This is a genomic window from Pseudomonas sp. FH4, from assembly GCF_000510915.2.
Classification (GTDB): domain Bacteria; phylum Pseudomonadota; class Gammaproteobacteria; order Pseudomonadales; family Pseudomonadaceae; genus Aquipseudomonas; species Aquipseudomonas brenneri.
On sequence record NZ_AOHN01000016.1, the window covers coordinates 261,836 to 285,303 of the forward strand.

Sequence of the window (23,468 nt, forward strand, 5' to 3'; positions counted from 1 at the left end):
GGGGCCATGCTACTCCACAGGCGCTTATTGTGGTTTTTCAAATGGCTTGTCGAAGGTGATTTTGGGATCTTTCCATGGCCCTTCCACCTTGTACTGAACACTGGCGAAACGCGAGACCCGATCGCCGATCAGCTTGTCGATGAGGAACAGTGCGCCACCAATGGCCGGCGCGCCCACGATCAACGCAGCAATTGGCAGGTTGTTGGTCACAGGCAGTGTCACCAACAACTTGGCATCGATACGATCGGCCACCAGATCCAGGGTGCCGTTGATCTCCAGATTGCTCGACGGCCCTGTCAGGGTAATCGGCTCACGGGTCACAAACACACCGTTACTGGCGACCAGCAAGCCCTTGACTCGGTCGTAGCTCAGGCCCTTGCCGAGCAAGTCCGAGAAGTCCAGGCGTAAGCGCCGGCCAATCGAGTTGAAGTTCAGCAGGCCGAATACCCGCAACGCCTGGGCCCCACCTTCCACCTCGACAAACTGGCCCTTGCGGAACGACGCATCCAGGCTGCCGGAGAAACGCTTGGGACCGACCCAGGCCGGCGAACCCGGCCAACGCCCGTCCACGTCCAGATGGAAACTCTCGCTGGTCACGGTCGGCGCAAAGCCCCAGCCCTTGAGCACATCGGCGATGTTCTTGCCGTCCAGGCGCCCCTTGTACCAACTGTTGGTGGCGCCCGGCACACCTTCCCAGCCACCGGCCCCCTTGAGCTGCATGCCCTTGAGGCCCAGGTCGAGGTTGTTGAAGGCCATGCCCTTGGCCGTCGGGCGAACTTTCAATGACCAGGCGCCGATCAAGTCAGGCCCCTGGAACAACTGGTCAATCGCGATATCCAGCGCCGGAATGTCCTTGGGGTCAATATCGGCCAGGGGATCAGGTGCGTTTTCATCGGCCTGTACCGTCGGATCGACCGCAGGCAGCTTCACGTATTGCAGGTTGATGGCAATCGGGGCGCCCTTGGCATCCGGCAGGCCAACAGTGCCCTTGGCTTGCTGGCTGTCGAATTGCAGGCCCCAGGCGGCGGGCTTGCGATCCAATTGCAGGTTGACCTGGTCGAAGCGAGTACCAAGCCCCGTCAGCTTGCCGATCTTGAAATCAGCACTGCTCAACAGTTGCTTGGCGTTGCCACCGGGATCATTGCCGGCATAACGGTCCACCAGTTTCTTCCAGGGATCGATATCCAGCTCCGACAGCACACCACGAATCCGCAGCCCCTTGCCACCCGGCAGCAAGGCATCGCCATCACCGAGGAACAGCTCCCCACGGCCCTGGGCAAAGTTGTCTGCGGGCGCGGCGAAGGTAAAGTTCGCCAGTTCACCGTAGTCAAACCAGTAACGCCGTTCCTTACCCTGCAAGGTCATGCGGAACACGCTGTCACGCCCCTGGCTGGCGGGCATGCCAAACGGTGCCGGCAAATCTACCGCCACGCCCTTGAGGTTAGAGCTGACCATCAGTTGGCTATCGGCACCATCCAGGTCGAGCTGCAACTGATACGGGATGTCCCCGGACACCGGCAGTGGCTGGCTGACTTTCAGCCAGTCGGTGAGCCGCTTGACCGTCACCTGGCCCTTGGCCGTGACCCGTGTGCTGAGATTGCCCGGCTTGCCGCCGGCAGCAATCTGCGCCGTGATAGGCCGGTCGAAGGCTTGGGCGCTGATGTTCTGCCCACTCAGGCCCTTGGCGCTGTCGAAGCGGAACTCGCCTTTGAGCTGGTTCAGATCCAGGGTAGGTTCGGCCAGTTGCAGGCGTGCCTTGTCGGTCTTGAAATCCACCACGATGTTCGGCTCGGTACCCTTGGCCAGGGGAATATCCAGGTTCAGCGAACCTTGCAGGTCGCCCTCGCCTTTCCATCCGGCAAACGTCGATGCCGTGCCGATGGGCGCTTCCTGGAGGATCTTCAGGCCATCGCCCAACCCGCCGGCAAACCCACCCGTGAGCAGCAGGTGGCTGTCATGCCCAGGCAGCGCATGGGGAATATTGACGTAGATGTCCTTGACCTTGGTGTCGAGCAATTGCCCCTTGCTGGCCAGGATGCGCACGCCGGTTTCTTCGACAAACACTTCACCGGCGACCTTGCTGACATGGGGCCAGCCGGGCTGGAACGCCAGTTCGGCGTCGCGCACCTTGAAGAACAGGCTGATATTGCGCGCGGCCGTCACCGCATCATGGTTCAGCGAGCCTTGATACTGGAAGAAACCTTCATCGACCGCCCCCTTGAGAATGGCCGTACTCAGCCATTCATCCAGGGCCGGGCTGAGGACCGCCGGCAGATACTTGGGGGTAAAACGCCCATCACCGTCGACCATGCCGACCCGCAGGTCCATGTAGTCTTCCTGGCTATGATCGAAATGCAGGCGAATCAGGAAATCCGCCGCGATCTTGCCCTCTTCGCCCAGCACCTTGATGTACGGCGCAATCAAGGTGAAACCTTGCTTATCCAGTTTCCACGTCAGGCGGGCATTGGCCTGGATGTATTGCCAAGGCTTGTCGAAAATCGGGAACAGATGCAAGGCAAAGTCCTTGCTGTCCATGCGCAGCTCGCCCTGGCCCAGGTCACCGCTGATACTGCCGGACACATTGCGCGCCGCTGGCGCGCCGAAATAGGCGTCAAAACCCACGCGGTCAAGGTTGGCGGCAAAGCTGACGCGCTGGTCGCCCGTCTCCTGGGGACGATAATCCACCCGCACATTGCGCAGCATGCCTGTGGCCTTCAGCGCCTCGACGGTCTTGGCAAAACCTTCCGGCAGCGGCGCCAGGGCGTTGAGCAATGGGGTGATGGGCGTCAGGTTCAGGCGGTCAGCCTGCAAGTTCCAGATTTCCTGGGTCTTGTCGGTGGCCAGGGTTTGCTGCAATTGCAGGTGTGACTCCCAGCGAGTCTCCCCCAGGTTCATGGCCAACGAATCGAAGACAACCTTCAGGCCGCTGTCACTGCGTTGCAGGTAAGCCGTCAAGGCCAGGTTCTGGATGCTTGCAGGCTTGCGCTGGGCGTAGCGGACTTTTACCTGCGGTGCATTGAGCCGGGCGGCCGCGCTTTGCAACGTGCCGTTGGCCCAGGTCAGCCAGAACTCGCCGCCGGCTTTCAGTTCGCTGAGTTTCCAATCACCCGTCAACTTTGCCGGAACCCACTGCGCCCAGTTGCTCTGGGGCAGGCTCAGGTATGCCTGGACTTCACCGTCCTTCCACTGGCTGGCACGGATCCGCGTACGCAGGCTAAGGGCCAGCGGCTGCCCATCAGGCAGGGTCAGGCGGGCGTCGAGGCGCTGGCGAGTCGCGCCGGTTTGCAGGCTCAAACCCACATAGGTCAAGGTCAGCGGCGCCTGCTCGAACGGCTGCAAGGTCACCTGGCTGTCCAGCAGCGAGACCTTCGCCACGGCCTGCATGCGCTTGAGCAACTGCTCCGGATCCAGGGGCTGGTCGTCCTGCATCGGCAGGCCTTGCAGTGCCCACTGGCCGTCCTTGCCTTCCTTGACGCTGACCTGCAAGCCGCTGACTTCCAGGTGGACGATACGCACATCCCACGCCAGCAGGCTGGCCCAGACGTCAGGCACCACTTGCACCTGGTCCAGGCGCAAGGCACTGCTGCCCTCGCCGACCATCACATCATGGGCCAGCAGTACCGGGGCAAAGCCGCTCCAGCGCCCTTCCAGGCTACCAATACTCAGCGGCATATCGACCGCCGCCTGTGCCTTGGCCTCGATTTCGGCGCGATACTCCGCGACCAGCGGCGTCAATTCACGGCCCAGGCTGACGTAGACCGCCGCCAGCACCAACAGCAATGCACACAGGCCAAGGCCCCAACGGGTCAGTGCGGCAAAAAAGCGTTTCAGACGCTCCATGTCAGGCGACCCTCAAGGTAATAGTCGGACGGCAGATCACGGTCTGCCGGTCTCGTTGAAAAGGACTGATGCCGATCAGAGCAGCACCACGTCGTATTGTTCCTGGGAATACATGGTTTCGACCTGGAAACGGATGGTGCGGCCAATAAAACCCTCCAACTCCGCAACGTTGCCCGACTCTTCGTCAAGCAAGCGGTCAACCACCTTCTGGTTGGCCAGGACTCTATAACCTTCGGCCTGGTAAGCGCGTGCCTCCCGTAGGATTTCCCGGAAAATCTCGTAGCAAACCGTTTCCGGGGTCTTCAATTTACCGCGCCCCTGGCAGCTGCTGCACGGCTCGCACAGCACCTGCTCAAGGCTTTCGCGAGTACGCTTGCGGGTCATCTGCACCAGGCCCAACTCGGTGATACCGATGATGTTGGTCTTGGCGTGATCGCGCTCCAGTTGTTTTTCAAGGGTGCGCAATACCTGGCGCTGGTGCTCTTCATCTTCCATGTCGATGAAGTCGATGATGATGATCCCGCCCAGGTTGCGCAGGCGCAGTTGGCGAGCGATGGCGGTGGCAGCTTCGAGGTTGGTCTTGAAGATGGTTTCTTCAAGGTTGCGATGGCCGACAAAGGCGCCGGTGTTAACGTCGATGGTGCTCATCGCTTCCGCCGGGTCCACCACCAGGTAGCCACCGGACTTGAGCGGCACCTTGCGCTCCAGGGCCTTCTGGATTTCATCCTCGACGCCATACAGGTCGAATATCGGCCGTTCACCGGGATAGTGCTCCAGGCGATCAGCGATTTCCGGCATCAGTTCGGCAACAAATTGCGTGGTGCGCTGGAAGGTTTCCCGCGAGTCGATGCGAATTTTCTCGATCTTGGGGCTGACCAGGTCGCGCAGGGTACGCAGGGCCAGGCCCAGGTCTTCATAGATGACGCTCGGTGCGCCGATCGTCTTGATCTGGGTATCAATCTGATCCCACAGGCGACGCAGATAGCGGATATCCATGAGGATTTCATCGGCACCGGCGCCCTCGGCGGCGGTGCGCAGGATAAAGCCACCCACTTCCTTGATGCCTTCGGCCGCCACGCAATCACTGACGACCTTTTTCAGGCGCTCACGCTCGCCTTCATCTTCTATCTTCAAGGAAATGCCGACGTGGGCAGTGCGCGGCATGTACACCAGGTAGCGCGAAGGAATCGACAGTTGCGTGGTCAGGCGTGCGCCCTTGGAGCCAATCGGGTCCTTGGTGACTTGCACCACCAGGCTCTGCCCTTCGTGTACCAGGGCGCTGATGCTCTCGACCGCCGGACCTTCGCGCAGGGAAATTTCCGAAGCATGGATAAATGCAGCACGGTCCAGGCCGATATCGACAAACGCCGCCTGCATGCCCGGCAATACCCGCACGACCTTGCCTTTATAGATGTTGCCGACAATCCCGCGCTTCTGGGTGCGCTCGACATGCACTTCCTGCAAGACACCGTTTTCTACCACCGCCACGCGCGATTCCATCGGCGTGATATTGATCAGAATCTCTTCACTCATGGCTGGGTCTCGTTCAGGCGTTTTCACAATAGTGGCCGATCGCTTATAGGTGGCGCTGGAGTAAAGCGTTCAGCGCGCGCAAAGGTGTTGCCAACAGGGTATGCCGAAATGGCCCAGCAGTTCTGCTGTTTCGCAGACCGGCAGGCCGACGACCGCGGAGTAACTGCCATTGAGCCCGGCGACAAACACCGCTGCCAGCCCTTGGATAGCATAGCCGCCCGCCTTGTCCTGGGGCTCACCGCTGTGCCAGTAAGTCGTTGCTTCTTGTGTTGAAACCTTGCGAAAGCGCACGCGACTACTGACCAGGCGCGTTTCACAGCGCTGGTCATCAAGCACCGCAATGGCGGTAAGGACTTCGTGTTCACGATCAGAAAGGGCCAGCAACATGGCCAAGGCATCGGCCTGGTCCAGGGGTTTCCCAAGGATCCGGCCATCAAGGATGACGGCAGTATCGGCCCCCAACACGCAGGCATTTGTGGTATCGGCCAATGTCGCCAGGCCAGCGGCGGCTTTGCCACGGGCCAGGCGCTCGACGTAGGACGCAGGCGATTCGTCGCCCAGGGGCGTTTCATCAATGGCGGCGTTGACCACGGTGAACGGCACGCCGATCTGGGTCAGCAGTTCACGCCGCCGAGGAGAGCCGGAGGCCAGATAAAGTGCATGCATTGCAGACTCTCCCTGTGGGTTCGATAACCAGGCAGAGCCTCGCACCCCACTCAATTGATTTTATAGCGACGACACAAACCACGCAGGCCAAAGCTGATCCATGGCCACAACAGCGCACTGACCAGGGCCGGCAAGACCAGCGCCAGGGTCGGCTGACGGTTGCCGGTCAAGGCACTGAGCCACAGTTGCACCAACTGGGCCAGGCCGAAGATCACCAGAATCACCAGGCTCTGCTGCCACATCGGAAACATGCGTAAGCGTTGCTGCAACGACAACACCAGAAAGGTAATCAGGGTGAGGATCAACGCGTTCTGGCCCAGCAACGTGCCATACATGACGTCTTCGGCCAGCCCCAGGCACATGGCCGTGACCATCCCGACCTTGTGCGGCAAAGCCAGCGACCAGAAGGCCAGCAGCAATGCGAGCCACAGCGGGCGCAGGATTTCCATGAACTGCGGCATCGGCGAGACGCTGAGCAGCATGCCGATGGCGAAGGTCAGCCAGACTATCCAGCCATTGCGCGAATGAGTACCGGCCATTATTGCGCCCTCTGTCGGGTGGTTGCCGGCGCAGCCGCAGGTGCCGCTGGTGTCGTTGCCGCGGGTTTCACAGGGCGAGCAGGCTGGGCTGGCGTCGCCACGGCAGGCGTGGTGGTTGCAGGCGGTGTCGTAACGGTTGCAGCTGGCGCTGCAGGCTTGGGTACGGTTGCCGGAATAATCGGCGTCGTGCTGCCTTCTTGCCGGTCCTGCGCTTCCTGGGCCTGGGCGGCTTCGTTGGCGCGCTCTTCCGGCGTGCGGGTGTCACTGAACACCAGCAACAGGTAGCGGCTGCGGTTCAGCGCAGCCGTCGGCACCGCGCGGACAATCGCAAAGGGCTGGCCGGAATCGTGGATCACTTCCTTGACCGTCGCCACGGGGTAGCCTGCCGGGAACCGCTGGCCAAGGCCGGAGCTGACCAGCAGGTCACCTTCCTTGATGTCGGCGGTGTCCGCCACATGCCGCAGTTCCAGGCGCTCCGGGTTGCCCGTGCCGCTGGCAATAGCCCGCAGGCCGTTGCGGTTGACCTGCACCGGAATGCTATGGGTGGTGTCGGTCAGCAGCAGCACGCGGGAGGTATAGGGCATCAACTCCACCACCTGCCCCATCAGGCCACGGGCATCGAGCACCGGCTGGCCAAGAACCACGCCATCGCGCTCACCCTTGTTGATGATGATGCGGTGGGTGAAAGGGTTGGGGTCCATGCCGATCAACTCGGCCACTTCGACCTTTTCGTTAACCAGCGCGGAAGAATTGAGCAACTCGCGCAGTCGAACGTTCTGCTCGGTCAGGGCCGCCAGCTTTTGCATGCGCCCCTGCAACAGCAGGTTTTCGGTCTTGAGTTTTTCGTTCTCGGCCACCAGTTCGGTACGGCTGCCAAATTGGCTGGCCACACCTTGCCATAGCCGTTGTGGCAGGTCAGTGATCCAGTAGGACTGCATCAATACCAGCGACATCTGGCTACGCACTGGTTTGAGCAGTGTGAAGCGGGCATCGACCACCATCAGCGCGACCGATAGCACGACCAGCACCAACAAGCGCACGCCCAATGAGGGGCCTTTAGTGAAGAGCGGTTTAATAGGCCGCTCCTCCCGGGCAGATATTCTCTTTATTCATACGGCATCAAACCGGCCTGGATGCAGATTGAAGAAGATAAACGCCAACAGGCAGCACTGCAAAGTGCTGCCTGTTGGCGAAACATGGCGCAACCAACGATCTTATTCGCTGGAGAGCAGGTCCATGGTGTGTTTATCCATCATTTCCAGTGCACGACCACCGCCACGAGCCACACAGGTCAGCGGGTCTTCGGCGACGATCACCGGCAGACCGGTTTCCTGGGCCAGCAACTTGTCGAGGTCGCGCAGCAAGGCGCCACCACCGGTCAGTACCAGGCCACGCTCGGCGATATCGGAAGCCAGTTCCGGCGGCGATTGCTCCAGGGCGCTCTTCACAGCCTGAACGATGGTGGCCAGGGACTCTTGCAGAGCTTCCAGCACTTCATTGGAGTTCAGGGTAAAGGCACGTGGCACGCCTTCGGCCAGGTTGCGACCGCGCACATCAACTTCGCGCACTTCGCCACCCGGGTAAGCGGTGCCGATTTCCTGCTTGATGCGCTCGGCGGTGGATTCGCCGATCAGGCTGCCGTAGTTACGACGCACATAAGTGATGATCGCTTCGTCGAAGCGGTCGCCGCCTACGCGTACGGATTCGGCATACACCACACCATTGAGGGAAATCAGGGCGATCTCGGTGGTACCACCACCGATATCCACCACCATCGAACCGCGCGCCTCTTCAACCGGCAGGCCGGCACCGATCGCAGCAGCCATTGGCTCCTCGATCAGGAACACTTCACGAGCACCGGCGCCAAGGGCCGATTCACGGATGGCACGACGCTCCACCTGGGTGGACTTGCAGGGCACGCAGATCAGCACACGAGGGCTGGGCTGCAGGAAACTGTTTTCGTGAACCTTGTTGATGAAGTACTGCAGCATCTTCTCGCAGACGCTGAAGTCGGCGATCACGCCGTCTTTCATCGGACGAATGGCGGCAATGTTGCCAGGTGTACGGCCGAGCATCCGCTTGGCCTCGGTGCCCACGGCAACGACACTTTTCTGATTACCATGGGTCCGAATGGCCACAACCGATGGCTCATTCAGGACGATACCGCGCTCGCGCACGTAAATAAGGGTGTTGGCAGTGCCCAGGTCAATGGAAAGATCGCTGGAAAACATGCCACGCAGTTTCTTGAACATGGGAAAGGGACCCTAGGCAACGCGTGGGTAAAAAAGTGCGGCAAACTCTAACAACGACAGGGATTTTGGGCAAGGCGCCAATGTGCTAAATTGACCGACTTTCTGTGCACCTAACCCCACAATCGCGGCCATATGACCGTAGAAATGCGGTAGTGTTCCGACAATCTAACACACGGATAGCTTCCGTTCTGTTTTCCACTGGAGAATCCCATGGCGCTTGAACGCTCCGACGTGGAAAAAATCGCTCATCTGGCCTGCCTGGGCCTCAATGAAGCCGATCTTCCACAGACCACCGCAGCCCTGAACAGCATTCTCGGGCTGGTCGACCAAATGCAGGCCGTCAATACCGACGGCATCGAGCCCCTGGCTCACCCACTGGAAGCCAGCCAGCGCCTGCGCGCAGACGTCGTGACCGAGCGCAATCACCGCGAGGCCTACCAGTCCATCGCACCAGCGGTCGAAAACGGCCTGTACCTGGTTCCGAAAGTCATCGACTAAAGGGAAAGAGCCTGCAATGCATCAAATGACTCTGGCCGAGATCGCCCGCGGTCTCGCCGACAAAAAGTTTTCTTCCGAAGAGCTGACCCAGACCCTGCTGGCACGTATCGCCGCACTGGATCCGAAGGTCAACAGCTTCATCAGCCTCACCGAGGAGCTGGCCCTAGGCCAGGCCAAGGCCGCCGACGCCCGTCGCGCCAACGGTGAAAACGGCGCGCTGCTGGGTGCGCCAATCGGTCACAAGGACCTGTTCTGCACCCAGGGCATCCGCACCAGTTGCGGCTCGAAGATGCTCGACAACTTCAAGGCGCCCTACGACGCCACTGTCGTCGCCAAGCTGGCCGAGGCCGGGGCTGTGACCCTGGGCAAGACCAACATGGACGAGTTCGCCATGGGCTCGGCCAACGAATCGAGCTACTACGGTGCGGTGAAAAACCCGTGGAACCTGGAGCACGTGCCTGGCGGTTCGTCCGGTGGTTCGGCCGCAGCCGTTGCTGCGCGCTTCCTGCCGGCCGCCACGGCCACCGATACCGGCGGCTCGATCCGCCAGCCTGCGGCATTCACCAACCTCACCGGTTTGAAACCGACGTACGGTCGCGTTTCCCGCTGGGGCATGATTGCCTACGCGTCCAGCCTCGACCAAGGCGGCCCTCTGGCTCGCACTGCCGAAGACTGCGCGATATTGTTACAAGGCATGGCTGGGTTCGATACAAAGGACTCCACCAGCATCGATGAGCCGGTGCCGGACTACAGCGCCAGCCTCAATACCTCGCTCAAGGGCCTACGCATCGGCGTGCCGAAAGAGTACTTCAGCGCCGGTCTCGACCCGCGTATCGCCGAACTGGTGCACAACAGCATCAAGGAGCTGGAAAAGCTCGGCGCGGTGATCAAGGAAATCAGCCTGCCGAACAACCAGCACGCAATTGCGGCTTATTACGTGATCGCCCCGGCTGAAGCCTCGTCCAACCTGTCGCGTTTCGACGGCGTACGTTTCGGCTACCGCTGTGAAGACCCGAAAGACCTCACCGACCTGTACAAGCGCTCCCGTGGCGAAGGCTTCGGCGTGGAAGTACAGCGCCGAATCATGGTCGGTGCCTACGCCCTGTCGGCTGGCTACTACGATGCGTACTACCTCAAGGCGCAGAAAATCCGACGCCTGATCAAGAACGACTTCATGGCGGCCTTTAATGAAGTCGACGTGATCATCGGCCCGACCACGCCGAACCCGGCCTGGAAGATCGGTGCCAAGACCGGCGACCCGATCGCCGAGTACCTGGAAGACCTGTACACCATCACCGCCAACCTCGCGGGCTTGCCAGGCTTGTCCATGCCAGCCGGTTTCGTCGACGGGCTGCCGGTGGGCGTGCAGTTGCTCGCCCCGTATTTCCAGGAAGGCCGCTTGCTCAATGTGGCGCACCAGTACCAGTTGAACACTGACTGGCACACTCGCACCCCAACCGGCTTCTGAGGAGAACACTATGCAATGGGAAGTTGTGATCGGGCTGGAGATTCATACCCAGCTCGCCACCCAATCGAAGATTTTCTCCGGTAGCGCCACCACGTTCGGCTCTGAGCCCAACACCCAGGCCAGCCTGGTAGACCTGGGCATGCCTGGCGTATTGCCAGTGCTGAACCAGGAAGCGGTGCGCATGGCGGTGATGTTCGGCCTGGCGATTGACGCCGAGATCGGCCAGCACAACGTGTTTGCGCGCAAGAACTACTTCTACCCGGACCTGCCCAAGGGCTACCAGATCAGCCAGATGGAGTTGCCGATCGTCGGCAAGGGCTACCTGGACATCCCGCTGGAAGACGGCACGATCAAACGTGTCGGTGTGACCCGTGCGCACCTGGAAGAAGATGCCGGCAAGAGCCTGCATGAAGAATTCAACGGCGCCAGCGGCATCGACCTGAACCGCGCCGGCACGCCGCTGCTGGAAATCGTATCCGAGCCGGACATGCGCAGTGCCAAGGAAGCCGTGGCCTACGTCAAGACGATCCACGCGCTGGTGCGTTACCTGGGCATCTGCGACGGCAACATGGCCGAAGGCTCCCTGCGTTGCGACTGCAACGTGTCGGTGCGGCCAAAAGGCCAGGCCGAGTACGGCACCCGCTGCGAGATCAAGAACGTCAACTCGTTCCGCTTCATCGAGAAGGCGATCAACACCGAAGTCCGTCGCCAGATCGAGCTGATCGAAGACGGCGGCAAGGTGATCCAGCAGACGCGCCTGTACGACCCGAACAAAGACGAAACCCGCGCCATGCGCAGCAAGGAGGAAGCCAACGACTACCGTTACTTCCCCGATCCGGACCTGTTGCCGGTGGTCATCGAGGATTCGTTCCTCAATGACGTGCGCGCCACCCTGCCGGAATTGCCACCGCAAAAACGCGAACGCTTCCAGGCGCAGTTCGGTCTTTCGGTGTACGACGCCAGCGTCCTGGCGTCGAGCCGCGAGCAAGCGGACTACTTCGAAAAAGTCGTGAGCATCGCCGGCGACGCCAAACTGGCGGCCAACTGGGTCATGGTCGAGTTGGGCAGCCTGTTGAACAAGCAGGGGCTGGAAATCGACGAAGCACCGGTCTCGGCCGAGCAGTTGGGCGGCATGTTGCTGCGCATCAAGGACAACACCATCTCCGGCAAAATCGCCAAGACCGTGTTTGAAGCCATGGCCAGCGGTGAAGGCAGTGCCGACGAGATCATCGAGAAGCGCGGCCTCAAGCAAGTCACCGACAGCGGCGCCATCTCGGCCGTTCTTGATGAAATGCTCGCGGCCAACGCCGAGCAGGTCGAGCAGTATCGCGCGGCGGATGAAGCCAAGCGCGGCAAGATGTTCGGCTTCTTTGTGGGCCAGGCGATGAAGGCCTCCAAAGGCAAGGCCAACCCGCAACAGGTGAACGAATTGCTCAAGAGCAAGCTCGAAGGCTGATAACGGTTGCCGCCCTGTAGGAACCGGCTTCTGTAGGAGCTGGCTTGCCTGCGATAGCATCACCTCGGTGTATCTGAAACACCGAGGCGCCCGCATCGCAGGCAAGCCAGCTCCTACAGGGGTCGGTCCCCACATCAATTTTGGGGACACCTTGAAAATGAAGCGTCTGCTCGGCCTCCTGGCCCTGTTCTCCCTGCTCACCGGCTGCGCCAGCGGCATGATCGACCCCAACGGCTACGACGAAACCGGCACCGCGTCCTACTACGGCGCCAAGCACCACGGCAAGAAAACCGCCAGCGGTGAACCCTTCAACCAACACGCCCTGACCGCCGCTCACCGGCGCCTGCCGTTCGGCACGCGGGTCAAGGTTACCAATCTTGCCAACGACAAATCCGTGGTGGTGCGCATCAATGATCGCGGCCCGCACATCCGTGGCCGGTTGATCGATCTTTCACGCCAGGCCGCCGAGCAGTTGGGTATGCTGCGCAGCGGCACCGCGCGCGTGCGCGTGCAAGCCCTGAACAACTGACTGACGGAGCCCTGGCCATTTTCGGATTAAGCGCCCTCTCGCCCATGAGCCTGATTGAACTGATCAGCGGCCTGCTGCTGCTGATTGCCGGTGCCGAAATGCTGGTGCGCGCCGCCGTGCGCCTGGCCGCCAGCCTCAAGGTCAGGCCGCTGATCATAGGCTTGAGCATCGTCGCCTTTGGCAGCAGTGCGCCACAAATCGCCGTCAGCCTGCAAGCCACCCTCGCCGGTAACACCGATATTGCGGTGGGCAGTGTGATTGGCAGCAGCATCTTCAATATCCTCGTGACGCTTGGCCTCTCGGCGCTGATCATTCCCCTGCGCGTGTCGCGGCAATTGGTGCGCCTGGATATCCCGGTGATGATCGGCGCCAGCATGCTGCTGTTTATTCTCGCCAGTGATGAAGAACTGACACCGCTTGACGGCCTGGCCTTGCTTGCCGCCCTGCTCGCCTACCTGGGTCTGTTGCTGTACCAGACCCGCCACTCGCGCCGCCCACGGACCCGCGACACGGTGGTACAGGCGCCGTGGCTGAGCAGTTTGCTGTGGATGATCGGCGGGCTCGTGTTGCTGATGTTCGCCGGGCATCTGGTGTTGGGAGCGGCGGTGGAAGTGGCCAGCGACCTGGGCCTGTCCGAGCGGGTGATCGGCCTGACCATCGTTGCCGTCAGCACGTCCCTGCCGTGCCTCGCAACCTCACTGATCGCCGCCCTGCGCGGCGAACGGGAGATTGCGGTGGGGAACGTGATCGGCAGCAACCTGTTCAATCTGTTGGGAGTGCTGGGCTTTACCGCGCTGGTGGCGCCGTTGCCCTTGTCGGTGTCGCCCAACGCCCTGGATTTCGACTTGCCGGTGATGCTCGGCGTCGTGGTGTTGTGCCTGCCGGTGTTTTACACCGGCTACCGCATCACCCGCGCCGAAGGTTTGCTGCTGCTGGGGTTGTACCTGGCTTATGGGCTGCACGTGGTGTCATTCACCACGGGCATGCCGCTGGCCAACAAACTTGAACAATTGATGCTGTATTACGTCCTGCCAGCGCTGGTGGCGTTCCTGTTATTCACCTCGCTGCGAGCCTGGCGCCGTCAACACAAGAGGGAGTCGCAATGACCGATCAAGCGAAATCCGGCGTAGAAATGCGTCGCCAGGTAATGGGCGATGCGTTTGTCGATCGCGCCCTGGGCAATGCCACCGAGTTCACTCAGCCGTTGCAGGACTTCGTCAACGAACATGCCTGGGGTGGGGTGTGGAACCGTGAAGGCCTGCCGCTGAAGACCCGCAGCCTGATTACCCTCGCGGCGCTGACCGCCTTGAAGTGCCCGCAAGAACTCAAGGGCCATGTACGCGGTGCGCTGAACAATGGCTGTACTGTTGAAGAAATTCGCGAGGCGCTGCTGCATTGCGCGGTGTATGCCGGCGTGCCGGCGGCGATTGATGCGTTTCGGGCGGCCCAGGAAGTGATCGACAGTTATCAGCAACCCCCTTTGTAGGAGCGAGTTTGTCTCCTACACCCAGCCACCCGCCTGCAACACAAAGATCCCGATATTGGTGGTCACCGCCGCCATCAAGGTGGTGATCACAATAATCGCCGCCGCCAGTTCATGATTACCCTGGGCCGCACGGGCCATGACAAAACTGGCAGCGGCCGTCGGCGCGCCGAAATACAGGAACAGAATCCCCAACTCCGGCCCCCGGAAGCCATACAACCAAGCCCCCAGCGTTGCCACGACCGGCAAGCCAATCATCTTCACCAGGCTGGCGCTCAACGCCATGTTGCCGCTTTGGCGCAATGCAGCCAGTGACAAAGTGCCGCCAATGCAGATCAGGGCCAGGGGCAGCGTCATGTCCGCCAGGTACTGACCGGAGGTTTGCAGCCAACCGGGCAGGCCAATCTGGAAATAGGCAAACGGTGTGGCGGCAATCACGCTGAGAATCAACGGGTTGGCCAGTACGCTCTTGCAGATGCTCCACGGGTCAGACTTGATCACCGGGCTATAGACTGCCAGCACGATGGTCGACAGGGTGTTGTAGAACAGGATCACCAGCCCCGCGAGGATCGCCCCGAGGGAGATCCCGTAGTCCCCATACATGCTGGCCGCCAGTGCCAGGCCGATCACTCCGTTATTGCCGCGAAATGCCCCTTGGGCATAGATGCCCCGATCCTCACGCGGGCAACGAAAGATCGCCCAGCCCCAGGCCAGGGCAAAGCTGACGACCGTGGCCAAGGAGAAATAGATCAGCAGTTCTGGCTTGAGCGCCGAATGCAGGTCGGCGTGCAGAATCCCCAGAAACAGCAACGCCGGCATGGTGACGTTGAACACCAGGGCCGATGCGGTGTGGATAAAGTTGTCGTTGATCCAACTGATGCGCTTGAGCAACGCCCCCAGGAACAGCATGGCAAACACCGGTGCGGTGATGGTGAGCGTCGCAAGGAAAATGGCGAGCATGCTGTATCAGCCTTAAGTCCTGTTTTCAGGGAGTTGCAATGATAAAGCAGTGGCACCGACTGTTCACATTTCATTTCTAAACATGAGCACTAACTAAAAAATAAAAACAGGGAACTGTGCCTATTTTGTAGGAGGTAATACCAAGCTCTCGCTTGAGAGTCGACTGTCCCACAAACCACTACACAGGCTCCCACGCACTAACGAGAATCCACACCTCTGTTTCATCAACGCTGCCCCTGAAAATCCCCTCCTGTAACAACTGAATAACTCCAGGGGGGACTCATGCGTAGATCCGTCAGCCATTTATACAACGTGCATATCAGAAGCTGGGACGATCAGGACATCAAGGGGTATACCGAGCTGCTCAGTGACCCCGAAGCGATGAAGTTCATTTCAGCCGGCACCACCCGGGACATGGCCGCTGCCACAAACGAAATCTCGACCTTCAAAAAAGAAATGGCCGACCAGAACTGGTCACGCTGGGCAGTGAGCATTGGCCTGGAGGGTTCATTTATCGGTTATGCCGGGTTCGCAAAGAAAGAATACGGGATCAACTTCGGCAACCGTTTCCTGAGGAAATACTGGGGAACACCCTACCCCTTTATCGCCATTCACCTGGCACTTGAATACGGGTTTAAACACTTGGGTTTCGAGAAGATTTACACCCTGACCAATATCCAACATCACCGTGCACTGGAAATGAACAGGGCCTTTTTGCACGCACCACACATCGCGGGGCAAGTGATTGAAACCCCTTATGGCCCGCACGTGAAAATTGATCTTACCTGCGAGCGGTTCAAGGAAATCAGCCCTGCCAACCTGGCGCGCATCGAGCGGTTTTCGCGCCGGATGAAAACCGCCGAGCAAACCAAGCTGGCCTGACGACCATCATCACTTGAGTAGGCCCCCTTGAAAGACAATCTACCTCCACCAGCCCCCCTTCATTCTGTAGCGGGCCTATGCACCCGGGAAGTCTGGGCCTATCCCTGCTGGCTACGCCCACTGTACCTGCCCTTTGGCTGCGTGCTGGCAGGCCTGCGCCTGCTATCAATGGTCATGGTGAGTCTGATCGCCTGGCCGTTACCTCTGGCTGTCAGACGCATCATGTATCGAGGCCTTCTAGGGATAATGGGTATCCGGATCCGCTGCACACACTCATCACGGCAAATCGCCCTTCTCACCGACGGCTGCGTGGTGGCCGCCAATCACGTCAGCGTGATTGACCCGTTCGCCATCCTGGCGATGCCTGGCGCGACGCTGGTGGCGTCCAGCGGTTACAACCGTTTTATCGCCTTCACGGCCTTCCTGCTGCTCAAATGCTCGGGTGGGCAGTTCTGGAACGGTGCAGATAAGAAGGCCTTCTCCCGCAACCTGCATAAACTGCGCACCCACCCACAAGGCACCGCGCTTTACACCACCCCCGAAGCGACCATTAACAATGGCCGGGGCTTGTATCGCTTTCGCGCGGGGCTGTTGAGCCGCGGCTTGCCCGTGGTGCCGCTGGCCGGACGCCTGATTTTACCCTTCGGCCTAGTCGCCAGCCCGCTGCATGTTTCTGGCCTGGCGAGCTTCCTACGTGTGCTGATGATGCCCTGGGCCATCTGCGAAATGACCTACCTGGAGCGCCTCGAACGCCAGGAGCAGCAAAGTGGCCAGGCGTTTGCCGACCAGGTCCAGGCACGCATTGCCCAACACCTGGGTATCGCTGCGACCCTGTGGACCCGCGAGGATAAACACCAGTATCGCCAGCTAGATAAGCAGGTACGCCCGTGACCACAGCTGACACAACCCATGTAATCTTCGACTTTGACCAGACTCTGGTGAACCACGAAAGCACCCTGGAAGTCATCAAGTCGGCGCTTGGCGACGGCCCCGGCGCCCAGGCTACGCTGGAGCAACTGCAACGGCTGGCGCCCAAGGCGTTGGCCGGCCGGGCCAGTACCTGGGAGCTGCTGTCCTTGATCAAGGTGATCCCGCGCATCCGCAAGCGCCATATCAACCACTATGTCGACGCGATCATTGGCAGCCTCGACCCGGACCTGATGCTGATGCTGCGTAACCTGCAACGCGAGGGCACACAAGTGCATATCCTGTCCGGCGGCTACATCGAGTGGATCGCCCCCATCGCCCGCTCGCTGGATATCGACACACACAACGTGATCGCCAACCGTCTGTTCTGGGCCGGTTCGCGGGCCCTATGCCCCTGGCCCTCACCGCTGATAAATCCCGGGCGCGGCAAGAGCAGAATCGTCGGGCAATGGCGCCAGAGCGGCAAGCTCAAGGGCCGGGCCGTGATCGTCGGAGATGCCCGCTCTGACCATCAGGTGTATGTCGATGGCTGGGTAGACGGCTTTGTCTGTGCGGACTACTACACGCGCCACCCCATGCCTGCAATGTCCGGGCACATCCTTCGCGCGACCAGCCCGCAACAGGTCTACCCCCATCTGCAGGCATTGATCAGCGCGTTGCCCTAACCCCAAGGCCTAGGTGATCGGCGCCGGATTGAACAAGGTAATGTCATTGTGCAGTTTGTGCCTCTCAGCCCAGGTCTGCTTCTTGCCGCTGGCCACATCCAGATAGAAGTGGAACAACTCCCATCCCAACTCTTCGATGGTTGCACGGCCAGTGGCGATCCGCCCGGCATCGATATCGATCAGGTCCGGCCAGCGCTGCGCCAGTTCCGTACGGGTCGAGACCTTCACCACCGGCGCCATCGCCAGCCCATAGGGAGTGCCGCGACCGGTGGTGAACACATGCAGGTTCATCCCCGCCGCCAGTTGCAAGGTGCCGCAGACAAAATCGCTGGCCGGTGTCGCGCAGAAGATCAGGCCTTTGCCCTTGAACCGTTCGCCAGGCCCAAGCACGCCATTGATCGCGCTGCTGCCGGATTTGACGATGGAGCCCAGGGACTTCTCGACAATATTCGACAACCCGCCCTTCTTGTTGCCCGGCGTGGTATTGGCGCTGCGGTCGGCCTCGCCCTTGGCCAGGTAGCGGTCGTACCAGTCCATTTCCCGCACCAGTTCCCGGGCAACATCCTGGTTTTCCGCGCGGGAAGTCAGCAGGTAAATGGCATCGCGCACTTCGGTGACTTCGGAAAACATCACCGTCGCCCCCGCCCGTAACAACAAGTCCGAGGCGTAACCCAGCGCCGGGTTGGCCGTGATCCCGGAAAAAGCGTCACTGCCACCACATTGCATACCGAGGATCAGCTCCGACGCCGGTACGGTTTCGCGGCGGCGCAGGTCGAGTTTCTTCAGGCGGGTTTCGGCCAATTCCATGATCTGCTCGATCATTTCGGTGAAACCATGGCTTGCGTCCTGCAGGCGATACAACCACGGTTCACTGAGGTCCACCGAGCTGTCGTTGTCGTGCATCACCTGCCCGGCCTGCAGTTTCTCGCAGCCCAGGCTGATCACCAGCGCTTCGCCACCCAGGTTCGGGTTGCGCGCCAGGTTACGCACGGTACGGATCGGGATATAGGCGTCGGTGGCGGTAATGGCCACGCCACACCCGTAGCTGTGGGTCAGGGCCACCACGTCATCGACATGCGGGTACTTGGGCAGCAACTCGTCCTTGATGCGCTTGACCGCGTGGTCCAGCACGCCGGTCACGCACTGCACGGTGGTGGTGATGCCGAGGATATTGCGCGTGCCCACGGTGCCATCCGCGTTGCGATAGCCTTCGAAGGTAAAACCTTCCAATGGCGCCTGGGCCTCGGGCACTTCGGTGGACAGCGGCAAGCTGTCCAGCGGCGGCGCCGTTGGCATGCGCAACTGATCTTCCTGGACCCAACTGCCTCGCGGTATCGGCTGCAAGGCGTAACCGATGGTCTGGCCATAGCGAATAATCTGACCGCCTTCGGGGATATCTTCCAGGGTCACCTTGTGGCTCTGGGGAATGAACTCCACGGTCACCAAGCCGTCCGGGAACTCGGTCCCGGCCGGCACGCCCTGGTCATTGACCACAATCACTACATTGTCGCGCTCGTGCAAACGAATGGAGCGCGGCGAGTCGGCATGTTCAATCAACTGCATCGCACGGCCCCCTCAGGATTGCGCTTGGGTAAGGTTAGTCAACTCGGGGCCTTTGCTCGGTGGTTCGTTGAGCACCACGCGCTTGATCGGACCGACGATCACCAGATAGCTGAACACCGCCACCAGCGCGTTGGCGCCGACGAACACCAGGGCCCACTTGAACGAGCCGGTGGTGCTGATGATGTAGCCAATCACGATCGGCGTGGTGATCGAAGCCAGGTTGCCAAAGGTGTTGAACAAGCCACCGCTGAGGCCGGCGATCTGTTTCGGCGAGGTGTCGGACACCACCGCCCAACCCAGTGCGCCAACGCCTTTGCCGAAGAAGGCCAGGGCCATGAAGCCGACGACCATCCATTCCACGTCCACATAGTTGCAGGCAATGATGCTGCTGGAGACCAGCAGGCCGGCAATGATCGGCGCCTTGCGTGCGAAGGTCAGGGAATGGCCCTTGCGCAGCAAGTAGTCGGAAATAACCCCACCCAAGACACCGCCAATAAACCCGCAGATCGCTGGCAGCGAGGCGATAAAGCCGGCCTTGAGGATGGTCATGCCACGGTCCTGCACCAGATACACCGGGAACCAGGTCAGGAAGAAGTAGGTAATGCCGTTGATGCAGTACTGGCCCAGGTACACACCGAGCATCATGCGATTGGTCAGCAACTGGCGGATGTAATCCCACTTCGGCCCGTCGGTTTTCTTACCCTTGGCCTTGTCCTGATCCATATCGACCATCGCCCCGTTGGCGGCGATGTGATTGAACTCGGCCTCGTTGATCAACGGGTGCTGGCGCGGGCTGTAGATCACTTTGAGCCAGATCAGCGAGAACACGATACCGATCAGACCCATCACGATAAACACATGCTGCCAGCCGAAGCTGTAGACGATCCAGCCCATCAGCGGTGCAAACAACACCGTGGCGAAGTACTGCGCCGAGTTGAAGATCGCCGAGGCCGTACCGCGTTCGGCGGTGGGGAACCAGGCCGCGACAATCCGCGCATTACCGGGAAAGGAAGGCGCTTCTGCCAGGCCGACCAAAAAGCGCAGCATGAACAGCGCAACCACGGCGGTGGAGACCCCGAACTCACCGACATAGCCTTGCAGCACGGTGAACAGCGACCAGGTGAAGATGCTCAGGGCATAGATTTTTTTCGAGCCGAACCGGTCCAGCAGCCAGCCGCCGGGGATTTGCCCGGCCACATAGGCCCAACCGAATGCAGAGAAGATGTAACCGAGGGTGACCGCGTCGATGCCGAGGTCTTTTTGCAGGCTGGAACCTGCGATGGCGATGGTGGCACGGTCGGCGTAGTTGATCGTGGTCACCAGGAACAGCATGAGCAAGATCAAATAACGGACGTGCGTCGGCTTGGTCGCTTGCATGTAGATGTACTCCCACTAATTATTTTTTTTGCGGGTAATGGTTGTGTGTTGCGTAACGCTGGCTCTTGTAGGAGCGAGCTTGCTCGCGAAAAACGTCAACGATAACGCGTACATCCAGGTAGGTCGTGTCGCCCTGAAGTTTTTCGCGAGCAAGCTCGCTCCTACAGAAACCCCCTCTTTACGGGGGGTGGGTTTATGAGCCGATGTAGCTGGTTTTCACCACGGTGTAGAACTCTTGCGCATAGCGACCTTGCTCACGCGAACCGTAGGATGAACCCTTCCGGCCACCGAAGGGAACGTGATAATCCACACCCGCCGTCGGCAGGTTGACCATCACCATCCCGGCCTGGGAGTGGCGCTTGAAGTGGTTGGCGTATTTGAGCGAGCTGGTGGCAATGCCCGCCGACAAGCCGAACTCGGTGTCATTGGCCATGGCCAGCGCCGCCTCGTAGTCCGCCACGCGCACCACATTGGCCACGGGGCCGAAGATTTCTTCACGACTGATGCGCATGGCGGCTTCGCTGTCGGCAAACAGCGTCGGCGCCAGGAAGTAACCTTCGGTGTCGCAGGTCACCAGGCCACCACCGCTGACCAGCCGCGCGCCTTCGCCCTGGCCGATGTCGATGTATTTCAAGTCCTGGTCCAATTGAGCCTGGGACACCACTGGGCCAATATCGGTCCCGGCATGCAGGGCATGCCCGACCTTGATCGACTGCATGCGCTCGGCCATGGCCGCGACGAACCGGTCATGAATCCCGGCCGTCACGATAAAGCGACTGGACGCCGTGCAACGCTGGCCGGTGGAGTAGAACGCGCTCTGCGCCGACAACTCGACGGCCTGCTTGAGGTCGGCATCATCGAGGATGATTTGCGGGTTCTTGCCGCCCATTTCCAACTGCACCTTGGCCTGGCGCGACACGCAACTGACCGCGATCTGCCGCCCTACGCCCACGGAGCCGGTGAAGCTGATGCCATCGACCTTCGGGCTGTTGACCAGCGCATCACCGACCACTCGGCCACTGCCCATCACCAGGTTGAACACGCCACTGGGGAAGCCGGCGCGGGAGATGATTTCTGCCAGGGCCCAGGCACAGCCGGGCACCAGGTCTGCCGGTTTGAGCACCACGCAGTTGCCGTAGGCCAGGGCCGGGGCGATTTTCCAGGCGGGGATGGCAATCGGGAAGTTCCACGGGGTGATCAGGCCCACCACGCCCAAGGCTTCACGAGTGACTTCGACATTGACCCCAGGGCGCACCGACGGCAGGTAATCACCGGACAGACGCAGGCATTCGCCGGCGAAAAACTTGAAGATATTGCCGGCGCGGGTCACTTCGCCAATGGCTTCGGGCAGGGTCTTGCCCTCTTCGCGGGCCAGCAGCGTGCCGAGTTCTTCACGGCGCGCGAGGATCTCGCTGCCGACTTTATCCAGGGCGTCATGCCGGGCCTGGATGCCGGAAGTCGACCATGCCGGGAACGCCGCGCGGGCGGCGTCGATGGCGGCGTTGACCTGGGCCAGATCGGCCTTGGCGAAATCGCCGATGACATCCGACAGATCCGACGGGTTGATATTGCTTGAGTAGTCAGCACCGGCCACCCACTGGCCACCGATGTAGTTGTCAAAACGCTTGGCTTGGGACACGAATCTTCTCCTGACGCAAAAAGCCGCTGATGACTCAGCGGCTTTGTTATTGGGTTACTGCGCGCCTTGCTTATCGATCAGCGCAGCCAGGGCTTCGTACTCTTCCGGCAGCAGATCGGTCAGCGGGGTACGCACCGGGCCTGCGTCATAGCCGGCGATTTTTGCGCCCGCCTTGACGATGCTCACGGCATAACCGGCCTTGCGATTACGGATGTCCAGGTAAGGCAGGAAGAAGTCATCGATGATCTTGTCGACGGTGGCGTGATCTTCCCGGGCAACTGCATGGTAGAAGTCCATCGCGGTTTTCGGAATGAAGTTGAACACAGCCGAGGAATACACCGGCACGCCGAGGGCCTTGTAGGCAGCGGCGTAGACCTCTGCGGTCGGCAAGCCGCCCAGGTAGCTGAAACGGTCACCCAGACGGCGACGGATCGACACCATCAGCTCGATATCACCCAGGCCATCCTTGTAGCCGATCAGGTTCGGGCAACGTTCGGCCAGGCGCTCCAGCAGCGGTGCGGTCAGGCGGCAGACGTTGCGGTTGTAGACCACCACGCCAATCTTCACCGATTTGCACACCGCCTCGACATGGGCGGCGACACCGTCCTGGCTGGCTTCGGTCAGATAATGCGGCAGCAGCAACAGGCCCTTGGCCCCCAGGCGCTCGGCCTCCTGGGCGTATTCGATGGCCTGGCGCGTGGAGCCGCCAACACCGGCGAGAATCGGTACGCTGGTGGCGCAGGTATCAACAGCGGTTTTCACCACTTGGGAATATTCACTGGCTGCCAGGGAGAAAAACTCACCGGTACCGCCGGCTGCAAACAGAGCGGTGGCGCCGTAAGGGGCCAGCCACTCCAGGCGCTTGATATAGCCCGCCTGGTTGAAATCACCCTGGGCGTTGAAATCGGTCACTGGGAAAGACAGCAGACCGTGGGAGAGGATGGACTTCAGTTCTTGTGGATTCATTATTCGAACACCCTGGGTAAAGACTATCAATGAACAGTTATTGTTAATGTCGTACGTCATCGTACAACTATAAAATCGTTCGTCAATATTATTTCGTCGCTTGCCAGGATTTTGCGTTCGTTTATAGAGAGCGCCTTGACGTAGGAAATTATTCCTCTATCCTCGTAACAACTGTATATACATACAGTTAACAAGGAAGAGTCCTACGACATAGCAAGGAGCTAA

At 60.4% G+C, this 23,468-nt stretch carries 20 protein-coding genes; 9 read left to right on the forward strand and 11 right to left on the reverse strand.

Translation table 11 applies throughout. The features are described 5' to 3' along the window. Nucleotides 1–24: 24 nt before the first annotated feature. The 6 genes from H097_RS12435 to mreB all read right to left on the reverse strand — a co-directional run bounded on the left by H097_RS12435 (nt 25) and on the right by mreB (nt 8,830). Nucleotides 25–3,840: a YhdP family protein gene (locus H097_RS12435; protein WP_032860097.1), complete on the reverse strand. Its 3,816-nt coding sequence runs from the start codon at nt 3,838–3,840 to the stop codon at nt 25–27. A gap of 75 nt (nt 3,841–3,915) precedes the next feature. After that, nucleotides 3,916–5,373, reverse strand: coding sequence for a ribonuclease G (rng, locus tag H097_RS12440; RefSeq protein ID WP_032860098.1), 1,458 nt, complete (start codon nt 5,371–5,373; stop codon nt 3,916–3,918). A 69-nt stretch (nt 5,374–5,442) separates the two neighbouring features. Next, nucleotides 5,443–6,039 (reverse strand): nucleoside triphosphate pyrophosphatase, encoded by a 597-nt coding sequence (locus H097_RS12445; protein WP_032860099.1) that lies wholly within the window; start codon nt 6,037–6,039, stop codon nt 5,443–5,445. A gap of 50 nt (nt 6,040–6,089) precedes the next feature. Further along, nucleotides 6,090–6,578, reverse strand: a complete 489-nt coding sequence (gene mreD / locus H097_RS12450; protein WP_032860100.1) for a rod shape-determining protein MreD — start codon at nt 6,576–6,578, stop codon at nt 6,090–6,092. Then, nucleotides 6,578–7,654 (reverse strand): rod shape-determining protein MreC, encoded by a 1,077-nt coding sequence (gene mreC / locus H097_RS12455; RefSeq protein WP_082445572.1) that lies wholly within the window; start codon nt 7,652–7,654, stop codon nt 6,578–6,580. The genes mreD and mreC overlap by 1 nt, the downstream gene beginning before the upstream one ends. A 138-nt stretch (nt 7,655–7,792) precedes the next feature. After that, complete coding sequence (mreB, locus tag H097_RS12460; protein WP_002555108.1) at nt 7,793–8,830, reverse strand: rod shape-determining protein MreB; 1,038 nt, start codon at nt 8,828–8,830, stop codon at nt 7,793–7,795. A 210-nt stretch (nt 8,831–9,040) separates the two neighbouring features. On the opposite strand from mreB, the gene gatC reads away from it, so the two are divergent. The 6 genes from gatC to H097_RS12490 all read left to right on the forward strand — a co-directional run bounded on the left by gatC (nt 9,041) and on the right by H097_RS12490 (nt 14,267). Then, nucleotides 9,041–9,328 carry an Asp-tRNA(Asn)/Glu-tRNA(Gln) amidotransferase subunit GatC gene (gene gatC, locus H097_RS12465; protein WP_032860102.1) on the forward strand — a complete coding sequence of 96 codons (288 nt, stop codon included), beginning with the start codon at nt 9,041–9,043 and terminating at the stop codon, nt 9,326–9,328. A gap of 16 nt (nt 9,329–9,344) precedes the next feature. After that, the gene (gene gatA / locus H097_RS12470; protein WP_032860103.1) at nt 9,345–10,796 is read left to right on the forward strand and encodes an Asp-tRNA(Asn)/Glu-tRNA(Gln) amidotransferase subunit GatA; all 1,452 of its coding nucleotides are present in this window, start codon (nt 9,345–9,347) and stop codon (nt 10,794–10,796) included. A 10-nt stretch (nt 10,797–10,806) separates the two neighbouring features. Then, nucleotides 10,807–12,252: an Asp-tRNA(Asn)/Glu-tRNA(Gln) amidotransferase subunit GatB gene (gene gatB, locus H097_RS12475; protein ID WP_032860104.1), complete on the forward strand. Its 1,446-nt coding sequence runs from the start codon at nt 10,807–10,809 to the stop codon at nt 12,250–12,252. A gap of 157 nt (nt 12,253–12,409) precedes the next feature. After that, nucleotides 12,410–12,781, forward strand: coding sequence for a septal ring lytic transglycosylase RlpA family protein (locus H097_RS12480; protein WP_032860105.1), 372 nt, complete (start codon nt 12,410–12,412; stop codon nt 12,779–12,781). 44 nt (nt 12,782–12,825) lie between these two features. Next, nucleotides 12,826–13,887, forward strand: coding sequence for a calcium/sodium antiporter (locus H097_RS12485; RefSeq protein WP_032860106.1), 1,062 nt, complete (start codon nt 12,826–12,828; stop codon nt 13,885–13,887). Next, a complete protein-coding gene (locus H097_RS12490; protein ID WP_032860107.1) occupies nt 13,884–14,267 on the forward strand; it encodes a carboxymuconolactone decarboxylase family protein in 384 nt (127 codons plus the stop codon). The genes H097_RS12485 and H097_RS12490 overlap by 4 nt, the downstream gene beginning before the upstream one ends. 15 nt (nt 14,268–14,282) lie before the next feature. On the opposite strand, the gene H097_RS12495 is transcribed toward H097_RS12490, so the two are convergent. Then, nucleotides 14,283–15,224, reverse strand: a complete 942-nt coding sequence (locus H097_RS12495) for an AEC family transporter (RefSeq protein WP_032860109.1) — start codon at nt 15,222–15,224, stop codon at nt 14,283–14,285. Between the two features lie 282 nt (nt 15,225–15,506). Between H097_RS12495 and H097_RS12500 the strand changes: the two genes are divergently transcribed. The 3 genes from H097_RS12500 (at nt 15,507) to H097_RS12510 (ending at nt 17,698) form a co-directional block, all read left to right on the forward strand. Next, the gene (locus tag H097_RS12500) at nt 15,507–16,106 is read left to right on the forward strand and encodes a GNAT family N-acetyltransferase (RefSeq protein WP_050593344.1); all 600 of its coding nucleotides are present in this window, start codon (nt 15,507–15,509) and stop codon (nt 16,104–16,106) included. A gap of 246 nt (nt 16,107–16,352) precedes the next feature. Further along, nucleotides 16,353–16,997, forward strand: coding sequence for a 1-acyl-sn-glycerol-3-phosphate acyltransferase (locus H097_RS12505; RefSeq protein ID WP_156356792.1), 645 nt, complete (start codon nt 16,353–16,355; stop codon nt 16,995–16,997). Then, nucleotides 16,994–17,698 carry an HAD-IB family phosphatase gene (locus H097_RS12510; protein WP_032860110.1) on the forward strand — a complete coding sequence of 235 codons (705 nt, stop codon included), beginning with the start codon at nt 16,994–16,996 and terminating at the stop codon, nt 17,696–17,698. The genes H097_RS12505 and H097_RS12510 overlap by 4 nt, the downstream gene beginning before the upstream one ends. Before the next feature lie 9 nt (nt 17,699–17,707). Here H097_RS12510 and garD read toward each other — a convergent pair whose 3' ends face one another. From garD to kdgD, 4 genes are all read right to left on the reverse strand, one after another. After that, nucleotides 17,708–19,261, reverse strand: coding sequence for a galactarate dehydratase (gene garD, locus H097_RS12515; protein WP_032860111.1), 1,554 nt, complete (start codon nt 19,259–19,261; stop codon nt 17,708–17,710). A 12-nt stretch (nt 19,262–19,273) separates the two neighbouring features. Continuing rightward, nucleotides 19,274–20,638, reverse strand: coding sequence for an MFS transporter (locus H097_RS12520; RefSeq protein ID WP_032860112.1), 1,365 nt, complete (start codon nt 20,636–20,638; stop codon nt 19,274–19,276). 193 nt (nt 20,639–20,831) lie between these two features. Further along, a complete protein-coding gene (locus H097_RS12525) occupies nt 20,832–22,277 on the reverse strand; it encodes an aldehyde dehydrogenase family protein (protein WP_032860113.1) in 1,446 nt (481 codons plus the stop codon). Nucleotides 22,278–22,331: 54 nt separating this feature from the next. Further along, nucleotides 22,332–23,243 (reverse strand): 5-dehydro-4-deoxyglucarate dehydratase, encoded by a 912-nt coding sequence (gene kdgD / locus H097_RS12530; protein ID WP_032860114.1) that lies wholly within the window; start codon nt 23,241–23,243, stop codon nt 22,332–22,334. Nucleotides 23,244–23,468 lie beyond the last annotated feature (225 nt).